Raw genomic sequence first — 22,403 nt, 5'->3', positions numbered from 1 at the left:
GCAACACTCGCGCTGGTCGGCACATTGCTGACGCCGTCGGCCTCCGACTGGATCACCGACTGCCAGTACGGCACCTATCAGAACAGGGCGAGCAACCGCCTGACCGGCTCCCCCGCTCGTGTGCGGGCGTGGGGTGATGGTGCAGTACGACGATGCCGGCGGGAGTGTCGTCGGGCGCTATCAGACCGGCGTGATCTGCTGGTAGCCCCGGCTCAGAGCCCGGAGTAGGCGTGGAAGCCGGACAGCAGCAGGTTGACGCCGACGAAGTTGAACAGGAAGACGACCCACCCGGCGATCGCCACCCAGGCGGCGCGGCGGCCGCGCCAGCCCGCCGTCGCGCGGGCGTGCAGGTACGCCGCGTAGACCACCCAGGTCACCAGCGACCAGACCTCCTTCGGGTCCCAGCCCCAGGCGCGACCCCAGGCGTAGTACGCCCAGATCGGCCCGGCGACGAGGACGCCGAAGGTCCAGATCGGGAACGAGAACGCGTGCACCTTGTAGGCGACCGCGTCGATCGACTCGGCGGACGGGACCCGGCGCAGCGCGGCCGGCATCGGCTTGCCGTCGACGGCCCGGGCCTCGGCCCTGGACTTGATCAGGTAGAGCACGGAGGCCAGCCCGCCCAGCGTGAACCCGCCACCGGCGATCGCCGCCGCGGACACGTGGATCACCAGCCAGTACGAGTGCAGCGCCGGCAGCAGGTCACCGGCCGGGACGTAGAACGCCAGGACGGCGATGCCGAGCGCGGCGGTGATGACGAAGGTGACTCCGAGACCGAGCCACTGCAGCCGCTGACGCTTGAGCAGTGCGAGGTACACGATCGCGACCGCCAGCGACGCCGTGATGGAGAACTCGTACATGTTGCCCCACGGCACCCGCCCGGCGGCCAGTCCGCGGGTCAGCACACCGCCGGCGTGCAGCGCGAAGGCCAGCACGGTCAGCAGGATGCCGATCCGGCTCGCCTGGTCGCCACGCACCGACGATTCGTCCGCGACAGCATCGGCCGGAGCGGCATCGGCCGGGACGTCCGGAACCTCCCCGCCGTCCGCGGCGACCAGCACCTTCGCCTCGGCGTCCTTCTTCACCACCCGCAGGCCGCTCGCCCATTCCACCGCGTGCGCGAGCATCGCGAGCCCGTAGATGATCGTCGCGGTCGGGATCAGCAGATTCGACAGCGATGCCAGGGTGGACGGGTTCATACCTGCTCCTGCTTCTTCAGGCTCTTCACGATCGCGCCGATCTCGTCACCGAGTCCACGCTCCAGTCCCCGGTCGAGACCGGCGACCTCGACAACGGTACGCCCGTCCTCGTCGCGGACCCGTACCCAGGTACGGCGCGGGTGCACGAACAGCGAGCCCATCAGGCCGAGGATCGCCAGCAGGATGCCCCCCAGCGCCAGGTTCTTGCCGGGCGTGTCGCTGATCTGCAGCTTCACCCAGCGGCTGTAGCCGTCGAACGTGAGCGACCCGGCCTTGTCGGGGAGCGGGACGCTCTGCCCGGGGGCGAGCTGGAACCGCCACTTGTCACCGTTCTGGGTGAACTGCGTCAGCTTCGTCTTGTCCAGCTGGTACACCGACTCCGGCTTCCCGGTCTCGGGCTGCGGGCGGCCGTAGTACCCGGTCATCACCAGCGCCGGGTTCAGGTCGTCGGGGAACATCGACACCGGCCCCTGCTGGCCGATGACGGCCGTGGGCAGGAAGAAGCCCTCGAACCCGAGGGTCGCCGGTCGCGCGTCCGGCGCCTTGATCACGCCGAACGACGAGAAGTTGGCGTCCTGCGGCAGGAACGGCGCCGGACCGGAGAAGGCCACGTTGCCCTGCCCGTCGCGGACCGTCACTCGCGGCGCGTACCCGTGACCGAGCAGGAAGACGTCGCTGCCGTCGACCCGAAGCGGGTGGTTGACCTCGAGGAGGTACGGCTTCTCGGGCGCGTCCGGCGTCTCCTGGTACGTCAGCTGCGCCTTGAACTCGCGCGCTGCGCCCTTCTGCGGACCGTCCTCCTGGAACTTCGCCTGGAAGTCCTTGACGGTCAGCGAGAACGGCGGCAGGTCGTCGTCACCGCTGAACGCGCGACCGGGCGTGAAGTCGTCGTACTGCGCGACGGAGTTGGAGAAACCGTTGCCCACGACAACCAGCACGGTGCCGCGGTAGCCGAACAGCGATCCCCAGGCGACCCCGACCAGCGCCAGGATCAGCGAGAAGTGGAAGAGCAGGTTGCCCGCCTCGCGCAGGTAGCCGCGCTCCGCACCGACCGCGCCGTCGTACGCCTGCACCCGGAAACGGCGCTTGCGCAGCTCGCGGGTCGCGACCTCGAGGACGTCGCCGGCCTCGGGGATCTCGAAGCGCTCGTAGCCGGGCAGCCGGTTCAGGTTCCGCGGCGGCTTCGGCGGCCGCGCCCGCAGACCCTTCAGGTAGACGGACAGCCGCGGGACGACGCAGCCGATCAGCGAGATGAACAGCAACAGGTAGATCGCCGAGAACCACGCCGACTTGTAGACGTCGAACAGGCCGAGCTTGTCGTACAGCGGGCCGAGCTTCGGGTGCGCGGCGAGGAAGTCCGACACCTTGATCGGGTCGATCGGCGTCTGCGGGATCAGCGATCCCGGCACCGCGCCGAGCGCCAGCAGGAACAGCAGCACCAGCGCCGTCTTCATCGACGTCAGCTGCCGCCACATCCAGCGCAGCCAGCCGACCAGGCCGAGCGCGGGCGGGGTTCCCGGCTCCTCGGGGCCGGAGGCGGCCGCGATGCGGTCCTTCACTTCCGACATGTCAGACCGCCGATCCGAAGTTGGCGACCCACTGCCGCAGGTCCGCGGTCATCGCATCCCACACTCCCGTCAGCAGCAGCAGTCCCACCGCGATCATCAGTACGCCGCCGATCCGGATCACCAGCAGCTGGTGCTTGCGGACCCACGCGACCGCGGCCAGCATCCGGCGGAACGCCAGTGCCGCCACGATGAACGGGATCCCCAGGCCGAGGCTGAACACCAGCGCGAGCGCCGCGCCGCGGCCGGTACTGCCCTCGGTCGTGGCCAGCGTCATCACGGTCCCGAGCGTCGGCCCGATACACGGCGTCCACCCGAAGCCGAACAGTACGCCGAGCAGCGGCGCCGCCGCGATCCCGACCGCGGGCACCCGGTGCACCCGCAGATCCTTCTGCAGGAACCCGAACCCGCCGAGGAAGACCAGCCCGAGGACGATGGTCAGCGCGCCGAGCACCTTCGTGATCGTCGCCTGGTGGTCGATCAGCAGGTCGCCCGCGGTCCCGAACACCACGCCGGTGAGGATGAACACCGCGGAGAAGCCGGCCACGAACAACGCCGTACCGGCGAGCATCCGGCCGCGTTTCTCGGAGCCGAGCTCGGCCGCGGACAGGCCGGTGACGTAGGAGAGGTAGCCGGGCAGCAGCGGTACGACGCACGGTGAGAAGAACGAGATCGCACCGGCCAGCACCGCGATCGGCAGTGCGACCAGCATCGAACCCGTCATCGAGTCGGCGAACCACTGTCCCATCAGGCTGCGTCTTTCACCATTCCCAGAAGCGTCTGCTTCGTGACTTCACCGACGACGCGGCCGGCGACCTTGCCGGACTTGTCGATCACCAGCGTGGTCGGGATCGCGGCCGGCGAGATCTGGCCGCGGAACCGCAGCAGCGCCTTGCCGTTCGGGTCGTAGATGCTCGGGAACGGTACGCCGAACTCCTGGACGAACTTCTTCGCCGGGGCCTTGTCCAGGTCGCGGGTGTTCAATCCGATGAATTGCACCGAGGGCCCCAGCTCCTTCGAGGCCGCCACCAGATCAGGAGCCTCCTTGCGGCACGGCGGGCACCACGAACCCCATACGTTGAGGACGACCACCTTGCCGACCTGGTCCGACAGGGTCCAGGTCTTGCCGTCCAAGGTCTGACCGGTGAGCTGCGGCGCGGGCTTCCGGTCGCTCGGAGCGAACATCGACACGTTGCCGTTGCCGCTGACGAATCCGGCCTGGCCCTCGCGGTTCTGCGCGGACTGCTGCCCCGACGAGCAGGCGGTCACCGCCAGCAGCAGACCGGCGACCAGCACGACGACGCGGCGACGCATCAGGCCCCTCCGACGAACTTCTTCGGGTTCTTCACCGGGAGCAGGTCCTTGGCCGGCTCGGAGTATCCGACCGAGACGATCTCCTCGCCGTGGAACGTGAACGAGGTCAGGCTGGCCAGGCTGCACTGCCGCTTGCGCGGGTCGTGCAGCATCCGGCGGCCCTCGATCGCGGACCGCACGATCCAGATCGGCAGCTGGTGCGACACGATCAGCGCCTCGTGGCCCGCGGCCTTCTGCCGGGCGGTCTCGATCGCGTCCCGCATCCGGCGGACGAGCTGGTTGTACGGCTCGCCCCAGGACGGCTTCCACGGGTTCCGCAGCAGCCACCAGGCGCTCGGCTGGCGCAGCGCACCGTCACCGACGCCGAACTTCTTGCCCTCGAACAGGTTCGCCGCCTCGATCACCCGCTCGTCGATGTCCGGCGTGATCCCGAACACCTCGGCGATCGGCCGCATCGTCTCCTGGGCCCGCTCCAGCGGCGAGCTGACCAGGTGCACGATGTCGCGCCCCTTGACGTGCTCGGCCACCCGCTCGGCCATCGCCCGGCCGAGCTCGGACAGGTGGAAGTCGGGGATCCGGCCGTAGAGCACGCCGGTCGGGTTGTGCACCTCGCCGTGACGCATCAGGTGCACGACCGTCGTTTCGGTCACCGCTGTCCCTTCACTCTCGTACGGCGGCTGCCGCGCGGGCTGCCGGTGCCAGGGCGGACTCGAGCTCGGTGAGCGCGTCGTCGTCGATCGCCGCGCTCACGAACCAGGCCTCGAACGCGCTCGGTGGCAGGTAGACACCGGCGTCCAGCATGGCATGGAAGAACGCCGTGAACCGGGGCAGCACCTGGGCGTTGGCCCCGGCGAAGTCCCGGATCTCGGCAGGTCCCTCCGAGGACTCCACGAAGAAGACGCTGAAGAGGTTCCCGGCCGCCGAGATGACGTGCGGCACACCTTCCTTGTCCAGCGCGGTCGACACCAGCCGCTGGATGGTCAGCGAGGTCTCGTCGAGCTTGGCGTACACCTCGTCGGTGGCCAGCCGCAGCGTGGTCAGGCCGGCGGTGGTGGCGATCGGGTTCCCGGACAGCGTGCCGGCCTGGTAGACCGAGCCCTCCGGCGCCAGGTGCGCCATCACGTCGGCGCGGCCGCCGAACGCCGCGGCCGGAAAACCGCCGCCCATCACCTTTCCGAACGTCATCAGATCCGGCCGCACGCCGTCGACGCCGTACCAGCCCGAGCGGGTGATCCGGAAGCCGGTCATGACCTCGTCGGAAATGAACAGCGCACCGTTTTCCTTGCAGATCCGGGCGAGGAACGCGTTGAAGCCGTCACGCGGCGGAACGACGCCCATGTTGCCCGGCGACGCCTCGGTGATCACGGCCGCGATCTGCTCGCCATACTCGGAAAACGCTGCCGTGACGGCCGCCTGGTCGTTGTACGGCAGCACGATGGTGTCGGCCGTGGTCGCCTCGGTGACGCCCGGCGTCCCGGGGATGCCCAGCGTCAGGACGCCGGAACCGGCCTGGGCCAGCAGCGCGTCCACATGGCCGTGGTAGCAGCCGGCGAACTTCACGATCTTGGCGCGCCCGGTGAACCCGCGGGCCAGCCGGAGCGCGGACATCGTCGCCTCGGTCCCGGACGACACCAGCCGGACCTTGTCGACCGGCGTCCGCGCGACGATCTCCTCGCCGAGCAGGACCTCGGTCTCGGTCGGCGTCCCGTACGACGTGCCGCGGCCGACGGCGGCCTGGACGGCGGCGATCACCTCCGGGTGTGCGTGGCCGAGCAGCAGCGGGCCCCAGGAGGAGACCAGGTCGAGGTAGCGGTTGCCGTCGACATCGGTCATGTGACATCCGTCACCGGAGGCCATGAAACGCGGCACGCCGCCGACGGCGCGGAACGCGCGGACGGGAGAGTTGACCCCGCCCGGCGTCACGGCGGAGGCCCTGTCGAAGAGCGCGGCGGACTGTTCTGTGTGGTCGGGCCCAAGGTCACTCACCGGGCCATTCTCCCCGACCGGGCGAGCGGCCCGGCGGGCAGGGCCGGGCCAATTCCTGGTACCGATCGTTCCCGAGGGGTTCACAGGCGCTTTGTTACGCGCCAGTATGGGTACCCGGTCACCGCACGTACACGGCCTACTTCCGACGCGTAACCCACGCAACGGGGCGGACGTTAGACCTATGACGACGGGCAACCGACAACGACACAAAGACTGTCCGCAGCGTGGGGCCGGGCTGGTCGATGAGTCACGGAGGGGACTAATCGATGGCGAAGGGCAAGCGCCGCGCCACGGGTAGCGGCTGGCGTCAGGTGGCGCCGCTGATCCCGTTGGCGCTGTTCGCGAGCGCGTTCACCGTCAGCGCCACGGACGACCCGGCGATCGCGACCGCGTCGCTGGAGAACGGCCTGTCCGGCGGCAGCCCGGTCGTCGTACCGAAGCAGCCGGTCCGCGAGCCGGCCAACGTGCCGGTGCCGGGCGTGGTCGGCCATGGCGTCGACCCCGGCGAGCAGCCGACCCAGGTGGTCTCGGGTCTGTCCCGCAACGGCATCCCGAACGCCGCGCTGAAGGCGTACTCGCGGGCCCAGCAGGTGCTCGCCCAGGCGGACCCGTCGTGCCACCTGCCGTGGACGCTGGTGGCCGCGATCGGCCGCGTCGAGTCCAACCACGGCCGCTTCGGCGGCAACGCGCTGAACGCGCAGGGCGTCGCGATCCCGGGCATCTTCGGCCCGCGGCTGGACGGCTCGTCCGGCATGGCCCGGATCTCGGACACCGACGCGGGCTCGTTCGACGGTGACGGCGCGTTCGACCGCGCGGTCGGGCCGATGCAGTTCATCCCCGGCACCTGGCGGGCGATGGGCGTGGACGGCGACGGCGACGGCGTGCGGAACCCGCAGGACATCGACGACGCGGCGATGTCGACCGGGGTGTACCTGTGCTCCGGCAAGACCGACCTCGCCGACGCGAGCGACCTGAACGCCGCGATCCTGCGCTACAACCACTCCCAGCAGTACGTCGACCTGGTGACGAGCATCGCCAAGGCGTACGCCGGCGGCAGCTGGATCGCGGTCGGCAACGGCACCGCGGGTGACGACGTCGACGAGGCCGGCGACCAGATCGGCGACTCGACGATCGACGCGCCGTCCGACAAGGACCTGCCGCAGGCGATCGACATCCCGACGCCGACGGCCACGCCGACCCCGACGCTGACCGACGGCCGCGGCGGCACCCGCGAGACGACCCGGCCGACCGCCGAGCCGACCGCGACGCCGAGCAGCCGGCCGACCGCGACGCCGACGTCGAAGCCGTCGCCCTCGAAGCCGACGACGGCCAAGCCGACGGTTCCGACCACCACGACCACGACGCCGGGGCTCACCAGCCTCACCACCGCCGTCGGTGTGATCGTCGGCACGGTCGGCAGCACGCTGCAGGAGCTGCAGAAGGCCACGACGTACTGCCAGAGCGAGATGGCGAAGGTGACGATCACCAAGCCGACCCAGGCGCAGCTGCAGAAGTGCGTGACTGCCTACCAGACCGGCGGCGCGAAGGCTGTCGACCAGGTCATCCGCGGTCTCCTGTCCGCCCTCGGACTGCTGGGCATCCTGGGCGGAGGCATCCTCGGCAGCTGAACCTCACTGAACCGGCGCGCCTGCCCCCACCCCTCCCTAGGCGCGCCCCTGGCGACGCCACGAAGCAATCCCCCCGCTTCGTGGCGTCGCCTTTTTAACGTTCAGCTCGCCCAGGCCCGGTCGATCGTCTGGGTGATGCTGTTGCCGATCAGGTCCGTCGCGGTCACCCGGAGACTCGGGTACGCGCCGGCCGGGACCTGCGCCCGCACGGTGCCGATCCCGCGCAGCGCCAGCTTCGTCCAGGTCTTCCCGTCGTACGAGATCTCGGCCGTCGTCCGGAAGACCCCCAGGCCGCGCACGCCCGGCTGGTAGCGCGGCGTGAGCTCGAGCCGGCCGTCGGTGTGCTTGTAGTCGACCTGGACGAGCGGCAGGACCGCACGGGTCTTCGAGGGCGCCGACACGAAGTGCCACTGGGTGTGCGTCGACGTGGATGTCTTCGCCCAGCTGTTCGGCCCGCGCTTCTGGTCCAGCGTGAGGTCGTACCAGGCAGCCTTCGCGGGGACCGCGAACTGGGCGACCGACCAGTTCTTGCTGCCGAGTTCGACGCCGTTGCTGCTCAGCTTCAGGCTCGTCACGTCGCCGCGGTCGCCCCAGCCGAACACCGTCCGGTCGCCGCTGACGTACTGCGGGATCGCGATCCGCAACGCGTTCTCGAACCGCGCCGGCGGCCAGCCCTGCGCCTCGTCACTGGAGGCGTCCGACAACCCCGGTACGGCGGGCCGCGTCAGCGACTCCCACCAGCCGCGCGTGACCTGCTTGCCCGGTCGGTACGCCCGCGTGATCGTCGACTCGAAGCCGCTCTCGTTCCACTCGCCCGCGGATGTCGTCTCGTCCCAGGTGACGCCCTTCTGATCCGTCACGAGGTAGTCGGTCCGCTTGACCGCACCGGCGATCAGCCGCGACGCGCTCAGACCGGTGGCGATCCCCGGCAGGTGGGCGATCCGCTGGTCCCGGTGCAGCCAGAACGCGTCGTTGCGCTGGAAGTCGGTCGTCACGACGGCCGGGCGCATCTTGGCGACGTCGTACGTCAGCGCGCCCTTCACGACCGACGGGGCGAGCGCGACGTCGTACCGGTAGGTGCTGTCGAGCAGGCCGGTGAGCTGCAGCGAGACCGGGCCCGCGCTCAGCTGGTTGAGCAACTGCTTGCCCTGCTCGGCGCGCAGCAGGTAGAGCGGGACGCCCTCCTCGGCTCCGGTCGACCAGTAGCCGGGGGCCTCGTTGTAGAGGAACACCACCTTCGCGCCGGCCGCCTTCGCCGCCTTCACCTGTTCGGTGGTCGCGTCGAAGCCGCCCCACCGGATGAGCACGGCCTTGTCCTTGGCGCCGGTCAGCTCATCCGCCGTGCCGTCGCCGCCGTTGTAGAGCGGGAGCTTCTCGTTCCCGACGTACACGGTCCGCTGCGAGCCCTCGGCCGGTGTGGCCAGGCGGGCGCCGTTGACGTCCACGGTCAGCTTCGGCTGCGCGAGGTCCCAGCGCTGCACGACCTGGAAGGTGCCGTTGGCAACCTTTCCGAAGTCCTGCACGTAGACGCCGTCGGCGACCCGGCCGTTGTACGCCCAGCCGGACACGGCGTCCCGGTCGCCGACCTTGCGGTGCCAGGCGACCCCGATGCTCTGCGCCTCGGCCGGTCGTGGCGTCTTGATCGTCACCTTGTGCGCGGTCCGGGCGTCGAAGGTGAACGTCCGGTCGCGGTCGATCCACTCGTCCGGATCACCGAGCAGCGTGATCGAGTTCGCCCAGTCCGCCTCGTCGCCGCCGACGGCGTACGCCATCACGCTGTAGCGCCCGGTCGGCACGTCGAGGGTGCGGCTGCCGGTCTCGTCGAACGCGATCGCGTTCACGTCGCCGGTGTCCTGGTTCCACAGCTGGACGCCGCTCGCGCCGGCCCTGGTCGTGGCGGGCTGCCCGTCGCGGCCGATCGCCTTCACGGTCACCTGGTTCAGCCGCCCACCGGCCGCGAACCCGAGGCCGGTCCGGTAGGCCGTGGCGCCGGCGCGGGCCGTCAGTACACCGGCGTACTTGGCCGGCTGGGTCTTCGTCAGATCGAGTGTGACGGTCGCGGACGCCGTACCACCGGCGGGGATGGTCAGCCGGGCCGGGCTCACCGTCAGCCCGGCCGCCACCCCCGCCGGAGACTGTGCCTCGACCGACAGGGTCAGCGTCACCGGCCGGCTCGAGTTGTTGTGATAGGCAACCTTGCGGCTGACTGGGGCGGGTGCGGTCGTCCCCGTCCAGGACAGGTCGCCGAAGAACAGGTTGGCGGTGTCCGGCAGGACCTTGGGGTCGAGCGCGTTCGGGATGTCGACCCGGCCGAGCCCCTGCTGGTCGGTGCGGGCGCCCGCGGACGGGACGGCCGTCGAGGCCAGCGCGGCCTTCAGCTGCGGACCGGTCCAGTCGGGATGCCGCTGCGCGAGGATCGCCGCGGCGCCGGCGACATGCGGCGTCGCCATCGACGTACCGCTCATCGCCGTGTAGTACTGGCCGAGGACGTGCCCCTGCTCGGTGCCGGCCGCGCGGGCGGCGGCGATCTCGACTCCCGGAGCGGTGACCTCGGGTTTGAGGGCGCCGTCACCGAGCCGCGGGCCGCGGCTGGAGAAGCTCGCCAGGCTGTCGTCGCGGTCGACCGCGCCGACGGTCAGCGCCTCGGACGCCGTCCCCGGAGAACCGACGGTTTCCTCGGCGCCGGAGTTGCCGGCCGCGATCACGAACAGCGCGCCGCTCGACTTCGACAGCCGGTCGACGGCCTCGCTCATCGGGTCGGTGCCGTCGGACGGCCAGCCGCCGAGGCTCATGCTGACCACCTTCGCGCCCTGCTGGACGGCCCACTCCATCCCGGCGATCGCCTCGGAGTCGTACCCGCCGCCGTTGTTGTCGAGCACCTTGCCGATCAGCAGGTCCGCCCCCGGCGCGACACCCTTCCGGACGCCGCCGGACGCCGTACCGAGGCCCGCGACGATCGACGCGGTGTGCGTGCCGTGGCCGTGCAGGTCCTGGACGGCCTCGTCGGGGACGAAGCTCTGCGACGCGACGACCTGCTTCGCGAGGTCCGGGTGGCCGGCGTCGTACCCGGTGTCGAGCACGGCGACCTTGACGCCGTTGCCGTCGTACCCCTGCTTCCAGGCGGTCGGGGCGCCGATCTGCTTCGTGGAGCGGTCGAGGGTGGCGTGTGTGCGGCCGTCGAGCCAGATCTTGGTCACCTGGCTGCTCTTGAACGTGGTCGGGCCGCTGATGCCGTCCCAGAAGGTCTTCGCGTCGGCCTTCCGTACGGAGACCGCGCTGCTTCCGACGCTGGGCAGCGTACGGCGGAGCGTGGCCGCCGTACTGCGCAACGTCGCGGAGCCGGAGATCAGCAGCGGCAACTGGTCGCTGCTCGCGTCGTCGTACCCCTGCGCGGCGAGCTCGGTCAGGTTGAAGAGGCGCTTGTCGAGCCGGCCCGTGGTGAGCAGCGGATACGCGTCGGCCGGGACCAGCGTGAGGTCTCCGTCGAACGTGCCGAAGTAGTACGGCTCGTCACCGAGCAGGCGGGCCGACACCTGGCCGTTCGAGCTCGTGGTGAGCTCGGCGACGTCGCCGGTGACCAGCGTGATCCGCTTGCTGCCCGCACCGGGCGTCGCCTGGGCGCCCGGTGCGGACCCGGTGGGTGGACCGGCTGGTGGAGCGGCACTCGCCGTGGTGGTCGTCAGCAGCAGGGAACCGGCGACCACCGCGGCGAGCAGGCCCGCCGCGGTCCGGGACGATCGGACAGTTGTCTTCCAATACGGCACAGGTGGACACCTCCCGACAGCCCGACCCACGCGAGGCCGTCGCCGAGAGCCTGACAGTTGCCCTCAGCCCCGGTCCACCACTACCACTGACCTACATCCGCCATGACCGGTTCCGGTCAGGCAGGCTCAGGCGAAGCGCTTCGTGATGTTCTCGACGCGCTCCAGCAGGTCGAGGTCGTAGGCGACGCCGGGGACGTAGAAGATCACGTAGTCGGCGCCGGCCTCGAGGACCGCCTCGACCTTGTCGGCGATCTCGTCCTCGGTGGCGATCAGGTTGTCCCGGTCGAACTTCTCCCGGTTCATCGGGCCGAGCGCCTTCTCGGTCGCCTTCTGCGGGTCGTCGCCCTTGTCGATCGGGAACACGTTGAAGTTCGTCGACTTGATGATCTCGTCGTAGTCGCGGCCGACCTTCTGGCAGTGCCCGCGGAGGATGTCCGCCTTCTCCTTGAAGGTCTCCGGGTTGCCGCCGCCGATGTTCGCCGCGTCGGCGTACTGCGCGACCAGCTTCAGCGTGACCTTCGGGCCGCCGCCGCCGATCCAGAAGCTCGGGTGCGGCTTCCGGACGCCCTTCGGCTCGTTGATCGGGGCATCGATCGAGTAGTACTTGCCGTTGTAGACCGGCTTGTCCTCGGTCCACATCTTGTAGATGATCTCGGTCGCCTCGCGGAACGCGGCCATCCGCTGCGGGATGTCGGTCCACTCGTAGCCGTACGCCTTCCACTCGTGCTCGTACCAGCCCGCGCCGATCCCGGCGTACAGGCGGCCGTGGCTGGCGACGTCGACGGTGGAGGCGATCTTCGCGTAGAGCGAGGGGTTGCGGTACCCGTTGCAGCCGACCATCTGGCCGATGTTCACCCGCTTGGTGTCGCGGGCCAGCGCCGCGGTGGCGCTCCAGCACTCGAAGGTGGTGTTGTCACTCGGCTCCGGCACCGTGTGGAAGTGGTCGAACAGCCAGATCGAGTCCCAGGACTGCTCGTCGGCGCGCTGGGCGACGGCCGTCATCGCCTCCCACTGCTCGATCGGGTCGGCGATCCCGGCCAGGTCCATCTTCCAGCCCTGCGGTACGAAGACCCCGAAACGTGTAGTCATGCCGCCATCCTTTCCGGGGATGGCGGCATCGGTCCATGACTACGAGTACTGAATTCGTTCTCAATCGGACCACTGCAGCTTCTGAATCAGCGGGCGCTCAACACCCCCGCGCCGAACTCGGGGCCGGTGCGGTGCTTCGCCCGGGCCGCGAGGATCACGTTCAGGGTCACCGGGGAGAGCTTGCCGCCGAACTCCTGCCTGGTCAGGGCCGCGACGCCCGCCGCGGTCGGCGCGCTGGCCGACGTACCGAAGAAACGGCACGCGCCCTGCACGGTGGTCGGGCAGGTGCCGGAGCCGAAGCCGCCCGCGCCGCTCACGGAGACGCCGTCCGACGCCACCCAGTACGGCGCCGGGAAGGTCCTGGCCCCCGGGCCGGCGATGCCGCGGCACGGGCCCGGCTTGCCGCCCGCACACCGCGTCGTGGTCACGACCTGCGTCGGGCCCGCCGCGCTGTACGCCTCCAGCGGGGCGACGGCCGGGTCGACCGACACGCTGGCGTTGACGGCGCCGGCGCTGGTGGCGAAGCCCAGGTAGTTCGAGTCCGGGTTCATCGAGCCGGCGCGCTCCGGCGGGTCGATCGTCTGGACGCCGGCCGAGAGCGCCCGCCAGCGCAGGTCGAGGATCGGCGGCGTCACGGCCGACGACGTGCCCTGGACGTCGACGACCAGCTTGGCGGGCTGCGCCACACCGGTCGTGTTCTCGTAGATGAACTGCTCGATCGTGTCGCCGACGCCGTTCGCCTGGACGCCGGTGCTGGACGCGAGGCACGTCGTACCGGCGGCGTCCATCAGGTACAGGTTCAGGTCGGTGAAGCCGCCCTGGCCCGCCGTCGGGTAGACGGCCCGCGGCTCGCTCCACTGCAGCGTCGGCATCACGGTCGCACCGGGCAGCAGGTTGAGGTTGTACGTCGTGTCGGTGCCGCGCATCTGCACGACGTTGTCGGGGGCGTTCGGGCAGCCGGTGAACGGGCCGGTGGCGCCGTCCGGTCCGCTGCCCGTGCCGATCGCCTTGACCCGCGGCGCGTGCCGGTTGCCGAGGTTCCCGGCCGACGAGCTGACCCAGATGCCGTGTTTGGCGAGGCTCTCCGCCGTCGCCGCGCCGATGCCCTGCTGGAACGCGGGCTCGTCGTCGAGCGCGATGTCCTCGGCGATCATCGTGACGCCGGCGGCGGCCAGCGTGTGGAACGCCTCGACGTACTGCGCGGTCGTGTCCTGCGTGCTGGCGAAGGCGAGCTTCGCGCCCGGCGCCAGGTCGTGGATGATCTCGAGCATCGCGGTGCCCTCGTCGTCCTCGTACGACGCCGCCTGCTGCAGCACCTGGACGTCGGCCGGTAGCTCACCCTGCGCGATCGAGTCGGCGATGTGGTCGACATCGCCGGAGATCGCGCCGACCTTCTGCCCGCGTCCGGTCAGGCCGCGCGCCTGGGCCAGGTCGGCCTTGTGCAACGTGACGCCTTCGGCGGTAATCGGTCCGACGTCGACGGCCGGGCGCAGCGAGGGCCGCAGCGCGGTCACCCAGCCGAGCGCGGCGACGGCGTCGAGCTTGTCGTACGGCACCGAGGCGGACACGAGCCCGGTGCTCGGCATGTCGACGCCTGGGACCTTCTTGAAGTCGGCAGAGTTCTTCAGGACCGACACGCCCAAGGACGCCAGGTCGGCCCGCTGCTGCGAAGTGACCGGCTGCGCCGCGTACACCTGTACGCCGAGACGCTGGCCGCTCGCGTCGGCGCTCAGTGCGCGCGCCTTCACACCGGTCTGTTTGGCCGCGGCCGCCTTCGCGGCGTCCCGCAACAGCGACGGGACCTTCGCGGATGCACCGGGGCTTGCAGCAGAGCTCTGAGCCGGTCCCGCGGCGGCCGGTGTCACGACTGCGACCACCGCCATCGGGACCATCAGTGCCACGCTGCTCAGGACATAACGGAGCTTCATCGATTCCTCCCCACTCGACGCCGGGCACAACAGTCACCCACCGACGAACCACCTGTCCAGACCTCGCGTCGTACCCGAGCGAAGGAGGCAGGATCATCGACACCACGAAGTTCGATCAGTTGTTCGCCCTCGCCGCCCCGCAGATCAGCGCCGGGACACACCAGCGCGACGAGATCCCGCGCGACGGCGGCCGCTGGCCCGTCAGCGTCGTACTGCGCCCCTCGCCCGGGCCTCTCGCGTACGCCCTCGACGCGCTGACCCAGGAAGCCGCCGAACTGGCGGGGCCGGGTCACTGGCAGACCGGGCAGCTCGGATCAGCCCACTTGACCGTGCGGGCTCTGGAGCCGCGCCGCGAGCTGATCCCGCCCGACGACCCGGCTCTGACCCGCTACCGGTCGGCCCTCGGCCGCGCGGCCGCCCGCAGCCCCTGGCCGATCGGCTTCCGCGTCACCGGCCTCACCCTCACCCCCGGCACCGTCATGGCCTGCGCCGAGCCGGTCGACACCACCGCCGACACCTTCAGCGACCACCTCACCGCCGAACTCGGCCCCGACGCCTGGCACGAACCCGACCGCCGCGACATCTGGTACCTCAACCTCCTCCACTTCACCGAAGACATCACCTACCGCGAAGACCTGGTCACCTGGGTCAAGTCCCGCCGTCACCTCCCCGTCGGCACCACCACCATCCCCACCGCCGACCTGGTCCGCTCCGACCACCACCTCCGACCGCGTCCCCACATGCGCCCGGCGCGTCTGTGAGAGCGCTCTAGTTCCGGAACCGGTGAGGTCTTGACCGCGGAGGGTGGGTGTTTGAGAGTCGGGGCCGGACGTGGGCGTCGGGCCCGGGTTCCGGGAGGGAGCGGCCATGCGTGGGTGGCGGCGGGTTGGTGTGGTTGTGGTGGCGGCGCTGGTGGCGGGGATGCTGCCGTTGGAGGCGGTGGCCGATGATCCGGCGCCGGTGACGCTGGCGGCGTTCGAGGGCGGCGAGCCGTTCGCCGCGCCGCCGAACGCCGGGATCTTCACCTGGGGCAGTGACGCGGACGATCCGCCGACGCTCGAACTCCAGGCCCGGGCGGACGCGCCCGCGGGCGAGAAGGTGCTGCACGGGACCTACGACATCAGCGGCTGGGGCGGGTTCAGCCACGACGTGACGTACGACGTGAACCCGGGCGACTGGTCGCCGTACAAAGGGATCCGCTTCTGGTGGTACGGGCAGAACACCGCTCCGTTGCCGCCCGGCTCGGGGAAGCGGATCTTCTTCGAAATCAAGGACGGCGGTGCGAACGCCGAGGCGTCGGAGCTGTGGAACACGAGCTTCACCGACGACTGGCAGGGCTGGCACCAGGTCGAGATCCCGTTCAGCGAGCTCGTGTACCGCGGCGACTACCAGCCGGTCGGCGGTATCGACCACGTGCTGAACCTGACGCAGATGTGGGGCTACGCGTTCACGATGCCGGCCGGTTCGCCGGGTGAGTTCGCGATCGACCAGGTCGAGGTCTACGGCAAGGCCGACCCGGCGCTGAAGAACAGTGTGGTCACCGACGCCGACGTCTACCCGGTCAAGGAGGGCGGGACCGCGCAGGTGAAGGTCACGGTCGCGACGACCGGCGGCACGCCGCTCGACGAGCCGGTCACCGTCGCCTACCGGACCGGAGACGGAACGGCCGGCGCCGACGACTACACACCGGTTTCCGGAACGCTCACGTTTCCGGCCGGAACGGTTTCCGGAACGTCGCAGAACGTTTCCGTGACCACCCGGAAAGACAGTTCCGCAGAAGTTGCGGAAACCGTTCCCCTCGAGCTCACGGTGACCGGCGCGAAGGCCCCGCAGACCCAGCCCGTCGTGGTGATCGACGCGCACGACCTGCCGTACCTGGACCGGAAACTCCCGATCCGCAACCGCGTCGACGATCTGCTCGCCCGGATGACGGTGGCGGAAAAGGTCGGCCAGATGACCCAGGCCGAGCGGAACGCGCTCCGGTCCCGTTCCGACATCGCGTCCTACGCGCTCGGCTCGCTGCTGTCCGGCGGCGGCTCCGTCCCGACCCCGAACACGCCGGCCGCCTGGGCCGCGATGATCGACACCTTCCAGCGGAACGCGCAGGCCACCCGCCTGCAGATCCCGCTGATCTACGGCGTCGACGCCGTCCACGGGCACAACAACGTGGTCGGCGCGACGATCCTCCCGCACAACATCGCGATCGGCGCCACCCGCGATCCCGACCTGGCCCAGCGGACCGGCGAGGTCACCGCGACCGAGGTCCGCGCCACCGGCATCCCGTGGGACTTCGCGCCGTGCGTGTGCGTGGTCCGCGACGACCGCTGGGGGCGTGCCTACGAGGGGTACGGCGAGGACCCGGCGCTGGTCCAGTCGATGGCGCCCGTCGTGACCGGGCTGCAGGGCAAGGCCGACGGCAGCCAGCTCGCGCGCAACAACCACGTGCTCGCGACCGCGAAGCACTTCGTCGGTGACGGCGGCACGACGTACGGCAGCTCGACCACGGGCTCGTACAAGATCGACCAAGGCGTCACACAGGTCACCCGCCAGCAGCTGGAGGCCATCCACCTCGCACCGTTCAAGACCGCCGTGGACCTCGGCGTCGGCACCGTGATGCCGTCGTACTCGAGCCTGTCGGTCGACGGCGCGACGCCGGTCAAGATGCACGGCAACGGCGAGCTGATCAACGGCGTGCTGAAGCAGCGGATGGGCTTCGACGGGTTCGTGATCAGCGACTGGCAGGCGATCGACCAGCTCCCGGGCGACTACGCGAGCGACATCCGGACGTCGGTCAACGCCGGCCTGGACATGATCATGGTGCCGACGAACTACCAGGGCTTCACCCAGGGCCTGACCGCGGAGATCGACGCCGGCCGGATCCCGATGCCGCGGATCGACGACGCGGTCCGCCGGATCCTGACCGAGAAGTTCAAGCTCGGCCTGTTCGAGCACCCGTACGCCGACACGACCAACGCCGCGTCGGTCGGATCGGCCGCACACCGCACCGTCGGGCGCGAGGCCGCGGCGAAGTCCCAGGTGCTGCTGAAGAACCAGGACAACCTGTTGCCGTTGACATCGACCAGCAAGGTGTACGTCGCAGGCAGCAACGCAGCAGACCTGGGCAACCAGATGGGCGGCTGGAGCATCAGCTGGCAGGGCGGATCGGGCACGACCACCACCGGTACGACGATCCTCGACGGAATCAAGCAGGTGGTCCCTGATGCGACCTTCAGCGCGGACGCGTCGGCACCGCTCGCTGGTCATGATGTCGGCGTGGTCGTGGTCGGCGAACGCCCGTACGCCGAAGGGATCGGCGACGTCGGCAACGGCCACGACCTGCTGCTCTCGGCTGCCGACAAGGCGGCCGTCGACAAGGTCTGCGGCGCGATGAAGTGCGTCGTGCTGATCGTGTCCGGCCGGCCGCAGGTCATCGCCGACCAACTCGGCGAGGTCGACGCGCTCGTCGCCTCCTGGCTTCCGGGGACCGAAGGCGCCGGTGTCGCGGACGTGCTGTTCGGCAAGGTCCCGTTCAGCGGCCGGCTGCCGGTCAGCTGGCCGCGCACCGAGGACCAGCAGCCGCTCAACGTAGGCGATGCGTCGTACGACCCGCAGTACCCGTTCGGCTGGGGCCTCAGCACCCAGGCGGCCGCCCGGCAGGCGTTGACCGAAGCGCGCAACAGCCTGCTGCGCAAGCACGACCCGTACGCGGTGGCGGCCGCGGCGACGGCGAGCGTCGCGCTCGGGATCCGCGACTGGTCGGGGCCGCAGGCAACTGTCGCACTGGCCGCTGCCGCTCGGTCCGCCGCGTTCCTGGAGCGTACGAAGGCGGACACGTTCGCCGAGGACGACGCGGTGGTCGGCGTGGCCCGCTGGATCGCGCAGAACCACATCGGGCAGAACCTGGACGAGTCCACGTCGAAGCTCGTCTCCGACGCCGACCACGCCCTCCTCAGCGGTCAGCTGAGTACGGCGGTCGCCAAGCTGACAGCCGCGACCAGGTAGTACAAGTGCCGGCCGGGACGGTGACCCCTCATCCGTCCCGGCCGGCACGTCCCCGCCCAGCGCCTTCCCCCCGGCTGGGCTCCTAGCGGCTGATCTTGGCCGCTGCCTGCCGAGCGAGCTTGTCGAAGTTCGGCGCGGGCATCCCCGGGCCCATCTCGCTGAACGCCAGCACCGAGACGTTGCGGCCCTTCAGCGTGACGGCGTACGGGAACCCGCCGGCCTCGCTGCCCGGGTCGTTCGGCTTCGGGTAGTCGTACCAGCGGATCACCTGCGTGAGGTCGCCCGAGGCGCCCTTCACCACGCGGTTCTCGGTGATCTTCCGCGCGTGCGTCGGCGCCGGCTTGCTGTACGTGCAGCTCTTCAGCGTCGCGATGATCGAGTTGTACGCCGCCCGCGCACTCGCCGCGTTGGCGTACTGGCTGACGTACTGCGCGCCGTAGGAGTCCATGTCGTTGCTGAACCCGCGCGCCATCCGCGCCGCGACCCGCTTGCCCTCGGTCGAGGCTGGTCCGCAGTAGGTCCTCGGCAGGATTCCCCTGTCCACCTGCCGCAGCCAGCCCGCCCGCGCGTCCGCCTTGCGCACCTCGGCGACGGTCAGCATCTGCGACCGGCTCAGCGCGGTCGCCGAGGTCGCGGAGGTCGCCGACGTCGTACCGGCGTCCGCCCCCGGCGCCGCCAGCACGGTGAGTCCCACGGCCAGCACGCCGGCCGCCGCACCGGTCGCAACCACACCCCGGCGCATGCCCCGAGCAACAAACCTCATGTTCCGTCCCCCTCGTCGTTGGTTGTGCACGAGTAGACGTACGGGTTCCGGAAAAAGTTGTTCCGGACTAGACGGAATTCCGGCTACGCAGGCGGCGCAGCATCCGGGCGTCCTCGAAACCGACGGTCCGGGCGGCGGACTCGACGGTGGCGCCGTGGCCGATCAGATGTTCGGCCCGCTCCAGCCGGAGGAGCTGCTGGTACCGCAGCGGGGTGAGACCGGTGGAGGCGGTGAAGAGGCGGGTCAGCGTGCGCTCGCTGACGCCGACCTGCCCGGCCAGGTCGGCCAGCGGGAGCCGGTCGGCGTAGCGGACGTCGATGACGTCCTGGACGCGGTGCGCCAGATCGTTGAGATGGTCCCGGTGCCGCAGCATCACGGACTCCTGCAGCTCGTCGCCGTTGCGCCGGGCGTAGACGACCATCTCGCGCGCGACCCGCGCGGCCGCCTCGGCGCCCCGGCCGACCGCGACCAGGTGCAGCGCCAGGTCGATCCCGCTGGCGATCCCGGCGGAGGTGATGACGCGGTCGTCCTCGACGTACAGCACGTCACGCACGATGGTCGCCCGCGGGTAGCGGGCGGCCAGTTCGTCGGTCAGGTCGTGGTGGGTGGTGAACCGGCGCCCGTCGAGGAGGCCGGCCCAGCCGAGCGCGTCGGCGCCGGAGCAGACGCTCGCCACCGACCCGCCGCTCGCGTGATGCGCCCGCAGCCGCTGCCGGAACCCCGGCCCGATCGGCGGCTCCGGGGACAGCCGCGGCGACCGCCATCCCGGGACCACGACCAGGTCGCCCGGATCGAGCTCCGGCCACACCGACGCGGTCCGCAACGGCACGCCCTGGGCGGTCGCGATCTCGTCGGATTCGGCCACGTACGACACCTCGTACCCGTACCCGAAGTCGTTCGCGGTCGTGAACACCTGCGCCGGGCCGGCCAGATCGAGCAGATGCAGCTTCGGCACGAGCACGAAGACCACCCGGGTGGGACGCATCCGGTCAGGATGCCACGGGTACGCCGGTGAGCTCGTCGAGGGTCCGGATGGTGGCGAACCGGCCGGCCAGCACGTACTCCGTCCGCTCGACGACCTGCTCCGCGGTCAGGGTCCGCGGATCGGCGAGGATCTCCTCGACGGTCGCCTCGTCGCGGATCGAGGGGTGCGCCAGCGCCATCGTCGCGGTCGCCTCGGAGACGAACACCACGTCGTACCCGAGGTCGGACCCGACCCGCGCGGTGGTCTCACAGCACTGCTCGGTCCGGATGCCGCAGACAACGATTTCGGAAACGCCGTTCTGTGTGAGCAGTTGCTGCAGATTCGTGGTGGTGAAAGCGTTGTGCGACGTTTTCCGGATCGTCGTTTCCGTCGGCAACGGTTCGAGACCGTCGATCAGCCGGACGTGCCCGGTCGCCGGGTCGAAGGCGCCGCCGGTCCCGGGTTCGGTGTGCAGCACCCAGACGACGAGGTCGCCGGCCTCGCGGGCCGCGCGCACCAGCCGGTCCACCCGGTCGGCGATGTCGGGATGGTTCACCAGCTGCCAGTTCGGGCGGATCCGGAACGATTCCTGGACGTCGATCACGATCAGTGCGGTTCGGCTCATGCCCCCAGGATGGCCCGCGCCCGGCGCCCGGCTGAAGGCTCGATCGGGGCCGGGACCGGAACGATCCGGTCAGCGCGGAGAGATCGGACGAATTCACACCCTTCCGAACTGTTCCAAACACTGGTCTGGCGTGCTTATCGTGCCCGGGTCTGGTCTCTACAACGATTGAGGGGATTGCGATGCCCGATCACCTGCCCCGCCGCCAGGTCCTGCGGACCGCCGGCGCCCTGGGCCTCGGTGCCGCCGCCGCGGGCGCACTCACCAGCACCGCCCAAGCCGGCACCGACGCCGCCCGAACCGGTTCGGCCACTGGTACGCCGGATAGATTGACCGGCATGCGCGGACACCACGGCAAGCTCGAGATCACCAAGGCCCCGTTCGGCACCACACCGGACGGTCAGCAGGTCGACGTGTACACGTTCACCAACGGCCGGGTGACGATCTCGATGCTCACCTGGGGCGCGACGATCCAGCGCGTCGAGACGCCGGACCGCCGCGGCCGGACCACGAACATCAGCCTCGGCTTCGACAACCTGCCCGACTACGCGAAGCTCAGCCCGTACTTCGGCGCCACCATCGGCCGGTACGGCAACCGGATCGCGAAGGGGCGGTTCACGCTCGACGGGACGACGTACCAGATCCCGGTCAACAACGGCGAGAACGCGTTGCACGGCGGCACCGTCGGCTTCGACAAGAAGGTCTGGAAGGCCAAGGTCGTGCAGAGCGACAAGGCCGTCGGCGTCGCCTTCACCTACGTCAGCCCGGACGGCGAGATGGGCTTCCCCGGTGAGCTCACCAGCACCGTCACGTACACGCTGGACCGGCGCGACAACCTGCGGATCGATTACCACGCGACGGTCGCCGGCAAGCCGACGATCGTGAACCTCACCAACCACGTGTACTTCAACCTGCTCGGCGAGGGCAACGGCACCATCTACGACCACGTGCTCGAGCTGAACGCGCCGAAGTACACGCCGGTCGACGCGACGCTGATCCCGACCGGCGAGATCGCCCCGGTCGCCGGGACCCCGTTCGACTTCAGCCGGCCGACGGCGATCGGCAAGCGGCTGCGCGGCGACCACCAGCAGCTGATCTTCGGCCGCGGATACGACCACAACTTCGTCATCGGCGGCGAGCCGGACGACGACGGCCTGCGGCTCGCGGGCCGCTTCTGGGAGCCCGAGCACGGCCGCACGATCGAGGTGCTCACCGACCAGCCGGGCGTCCAGTTCTACAGCGGGAACTTCCTCGACGGCACGTTCCTCGGCATCGGCAACAAGGCCTACCGGCAGGGCGACGCGTTCGCGTTCGAGACCCAGCACTTCCCGGACTCGCCGAACCACGCGAACTTCCCGCCCACGGTCCTGCGCCCCGGCGAGACCTACAAGTCCACCACCGTCTACTCCTTCGGCACCAAGTAGTCGCCGCGGTACAGCCGTACCTCAGCCTGAATCCGTGGACGGGTCGGCGGGACGGACGGCCGGGCACGCCACCCGCCGGAGAACTTTCAGGGGTTCACCTCTGAAAGTGTCCCTTCACCCCCTGCACACCGTGGGCAAAGGGACGAGTTGGCGGG

At 70.3% G+C, this 22,403-nt stretch carries 16 protein-coding genes; 4 read left to right on the top strand and 12 right to left on the bottom strand.

What is annotated here, in order from left to right:
- Positions 1 to 212: 212 nt before the first annotated feature.
- The 6 genes from ccsB to hemL are packed head-to-tail and all read right to left on the bottom strand — an operon-like array spanning position 213 to position 6,064.
- Positions 213 to 1,199 (bottom strand): c-type cytochrome biogenesis protein CcsB, encoded by a 987-nt coding sequence (ccsB, locus tag AB0I12_RS39920; RefSeq protein WP_359940817.1) that lies wholly within the window; start codon positions 1,197 to 1,199, stop codon positions 213 to 215.
- On the bottom strand, positions 1,196 to 2,767 hold the full coding sequence (locus AB0I12_RS39915) for a cytochrome c biogenesis protein ResB (protein WP_359940814.1): 1,572 nt from the start codon (positions 2,765 to 2,767) through the stop codon (positions 1,196 to 1,198). Before AB0I12_RS39915 ends, ccsB begins: the two co-directional genes overlap by 4 nt.
- Position 2,768: 1 nt before the next feature.
- Positions 2,769 to 3,512, bottom strand: a complete 744-nt coding sequence (locus AB0I12_RS39910; protein WP_359940811.1) for a cytochrome c biogenesis protein CcdA — start codon at positions 3,510 to 3,512, stop codon at positions 2,769 to 2,771.
- Positions 3,512 to 4,078, bottom strand: coding sequence for a TlpA disulfide reductase family protein (locus AB0I12_RS39905; protein ID WP_359940808.1), 567 nt, complete (start codon positions 4,076 to 4,078; stop codon positions 3,512 to 3,514). The genes AB0I12_RS39910 and AB0I12_RS39905 overlap by 1 nt, the downstream gene beginning before the upstream one ends.
- Positions 4,078 to 4,701 (bottom strand): histidine phosphatase family protein, encoded by a 624-nt coding sequence (locus AB0I12_RS39900; protein WP_359941051.1) that lies wholly within the window; start codon positions 4,699 to 4,701, stop codon positions 4,078 to 4,080. Before AB0I12_RS39900 ends, AB0I12_RS39905 begins: the two co-directional genes overlap by 1 nt.
- A gap of 37 nt (positions 4,702 to 4,738) precedes the next feature.
- Entirely contained in the window at positions 4,739 to 6,064 is a 1,326-nt protein-coding gene (gene hemL, locus AB0I12_RS39895; RefSeq protein WP_359940805.1) for a glutamate-1-semialdehyde 2,1-aminomutase, read from the bottom strand.
- Positions 6,065 to 6,330: 266 nt separating this feature from the next.
- On the opposite strand from hemL, the gene AB0I12_RS39890 reads away from it, so the two are divergent.
- Complete coding sequence (locus AB0I12_RS39890; protein WP_359940802.1) at positions 6,331 to 7,692, top strand: lytic murein transglycosylase; 1,362 nt, start codon at positions 6,331 to 6,333, stop codon at positions 7,690 to 7,692.
- A gap of 101 nt (positions 7,693 to 7,793) precedes the next feature.
- On the opposite strand, the gene AB0I12_RS39885 is transcribed toward AB0I12_RS39890, so the two are convergent.
- The 3 genes from AB0I12_RS39885 to AB0I12_RS39875 all read right to left on the bottom strand — a co-directional run bounded on the left by AB0I12_RS39885 (position 7,794) and on the right by AB0I12_RS39875 (position 14,473).
- On the bottom strand, positions 7,794 to 11,456 hold the full coding sequence (locus AB0I12_RS39885; protein ID WP_359940799.1) for a S8 family peptidase: 3,663 nt from the start codon (positions 11,454 to 11,456) through the stop codon (positions 7,794 to 7,796).
- Positions 11,457 to 11,582: 126 nt separating this feature from the next.
- Positions 11,583 to 12,545 carry an LLM class F420-dependent oxidoreductase gene (locus AB0I12_RS39880; protein WP_359940796.1) on the bottom strand — a complete coding sequence of 321 codons (963 nt, stop codon included), beginning with the start codon at positions 12,543 to 12,545 and terminating at the stop codon, positions 11,583 to 11,585.
- An 86-nt stretch (positions 12,546 to 12,631) separates the two neighbouring features.
- Positions 12,632 to 14,473 (bottom strand): S8 family serine peptidase, encoded by a 1,842-nt coding sequence (locus AB0I12_RS39875; RefSeq protein ID WP_359940793.1) that lies wholly within the window; start codon positions 14,471 to 14,473, stop codon positions 12,632 to 12,634.
- A 119-nt stretch (positions 14,474 to 14,592) separates the two neighbouring features.
- On the opposite strand from AB0I12_RS39875, the gene AB0I12_RS39870 reads away from it, so the two are divergent.
- Together AB0I12_RS39870 and AB0I12_RS39865 are read left to right on the top strand one after the other, a co-directional pair.
- Positions 14,593 to 15,234: a hypothetical protein gene (locus AB0I12_RS39870; protein WP_359940790.1), complete on the top strand. Its 642-nt coding sequence runs from the start codon at positions 14,593 to 14,595 to the stop codon at positions 15,232 to 15,234.
- 106 nt (positions 15,235 to 15,340) lie between these two features.
- Complete coding sequence (locus tag AB0I12_RS39865) at positions 15,341 to 18,475, top strand: glycoside hydrolase family 3 N-terminal domain-containing protein (RefSeq protein WP_359940787.1); 3,135 nt, start codon at positions 15,341 to 15,343, stop codon at positions 18,473 to 18,475.
- Between the two features lie 82 nt (positions 18,476 to 18,557).
- On the opposite strand, the gene AB0I12_RS39860 is transcribed toward AB0I12_RS39865, so the two are convergent.
- The 3 genes from AB0I12_RS39860 to AB0I12_RS39850 form a co-directional block, all read right to left on the bottom strand.
- Complete coding sequence (locus tag AB0I12_RS39860) at positions 18,558 to 19,238, bottom strand: hypothetical protein (protein ID WP_359940784.1); 681 nt, start codon at positions 19,236 to 19,238, stop codon at positions 18,558 to 18,560.
- A 67-nt stretch (positions 19,239 to 19,305) separates the two neighbouring features.
- Positions 19,306 to 20,223, bottom strand: a complete 918-nt coding sequence (locus AB0I12_RS39855; protein WP_359940781.1) for a DJ-1/PfpI family protein — start codon at positions 20,221 to 20,223, stop codon at positions 19,306 to 19,308.
- A gap of 4 nt (positions 20,224 to 20,227) precedes the next feature.
- Positions 20,228 to 20,827, bottom strand: coding sequence for a cysteine hydrolase family protein (locus AB0I12_RS39850; RefSeq protein WP_359940778.1), 600 nt, complete (start codon positions 20,825 to 20,827; stop codon positions 20,228 to 20,230).
- A gap of 179 nt (positions 20,828 to 21,006) precedes the next feature.
- Between AB0I12_RS39850 and AB0I12_RS39845 the strand changes: the two genes are divergently transcribed.
- Positions 21,007 to 22,248 carry an aldose epimerase family protein gene (locus AB0I12_RS39845; RefSeq protein WP_359940775.1) on the top strand — a complete coding sequence of 414 codons (1,242 nt, stop codon included), beginning with the start codon at positions 21,007 to 21,009 and terminating at the stop codon, positions 22,246 to 22,248.
- Positions 22,249 to 22,403 lie beyond the last annotated feature (155 nt).

Origin of the sequence: Kribbella sp. NPDC050459 (assembly GCF_040655315.1) — a bacterium.
In the GTDB taxonomy this organism is placed as follows: Bacteria; Actinomycetota; Actinomycetes; order Propionibacteriales; family Kribbellaceae; genus Kribbella.
Note: the sequence above shows the minus strand (reverse complement) of the source record. Positions and strands in the feature narration are given on the sequence as shown.

Coding starts and splice junctions, on each gene's coding strand:
- AB0I12_RS39915 (WP_359940814.1), bottom strand. CDS start 2,767: ATGTCGGAAGTGAAGGACCGCATCGCGGCCGCCTCCGGCCCCGAGGAG.
- AB0I12_RS39845 (WP_359940775.1), top strand. CDS start 21,007: ATGCCCGATCACCTGCCCCGCCGCCAGGTCCTGCGGACCGCCGGCGCC.
- AB0I12_RS39865 (WP_359940787.1), top strand. CDS start 15,341: ATGCGTGGGTGGCGGCGGGTTGGTGTGGTTGTGGTGGCGGCGCTGGTG.
- AB0I12_RS39890 (WP_359940802.1), top strand. CDS start 6,331: ATGGCGAAGGGCAAGCGCCGCGCCACGGGTAGCGGCTGGCGTCAGGTG.
- ccsB (WP_359940817.1), bottom strand. CDS start 1,199: ATGAACCCGTCCACCCTGGCATCGCTGTCGAATCTGCTGATCCCGACC.
- AB0I12_RS39875 (WP_359940793.1), bottom strand. CDS start 14,473: ATGAAGCTCCGTTATGTCCTGAGCAGCGTGGCACTGATGGTCCCGATG.
- AB0I12_RS39860 (WP_359940784.1), bottom strand. CDS start 19,238: ATGAGGTTTGTTGCTCGGGGCATGCGCCGGGGTGTGGTTGCGACCGGT.
- AB0I12_RS39905 (WP_359940808.1), bottom strand. CDS start 4,078: ATGCGTCGCCGCGTCGTCGTGCTGGTCGCCGGTCTGCTGCTGGCGGTG.
- AB0I12_RS39910 (WP_359940811.1), bottom strand. CDS start 3,512: ATGGGACAGTGGTTCGCCGACTCGATGACGGGTTCGATGCTGGTCGCA.
- AB0I12_RS39850 (WP_359940778.1), bottom strand. CDS start 20,827: ATGAGCCGAACCGCACTGATCGTGATCGACGTCCAGGAATCGTTCCGG.
- AB0I12_RS39855 (WP_359940781.1), bottom strand. CDS start 20,223: ATGCGTCCCACCCGGGTGGTCTTCGTGCTCGTGCCGAAGCTGCATCTG.
- AB0I12_RS39880 (WP_359940796.1), bottom strand. CDS start 12,545: ATGACTACACGTTTCGGGGTCTTCGTACCGCAGGGCTGGAAGATGGAC.
- AB0I12_RS39900 (WP_359941051.1), bottom strand. CDS start 4,701: ATGCGTCACGGCGAGGTGCACAACCCGACCGGCGTGCTCTACGGCCGG.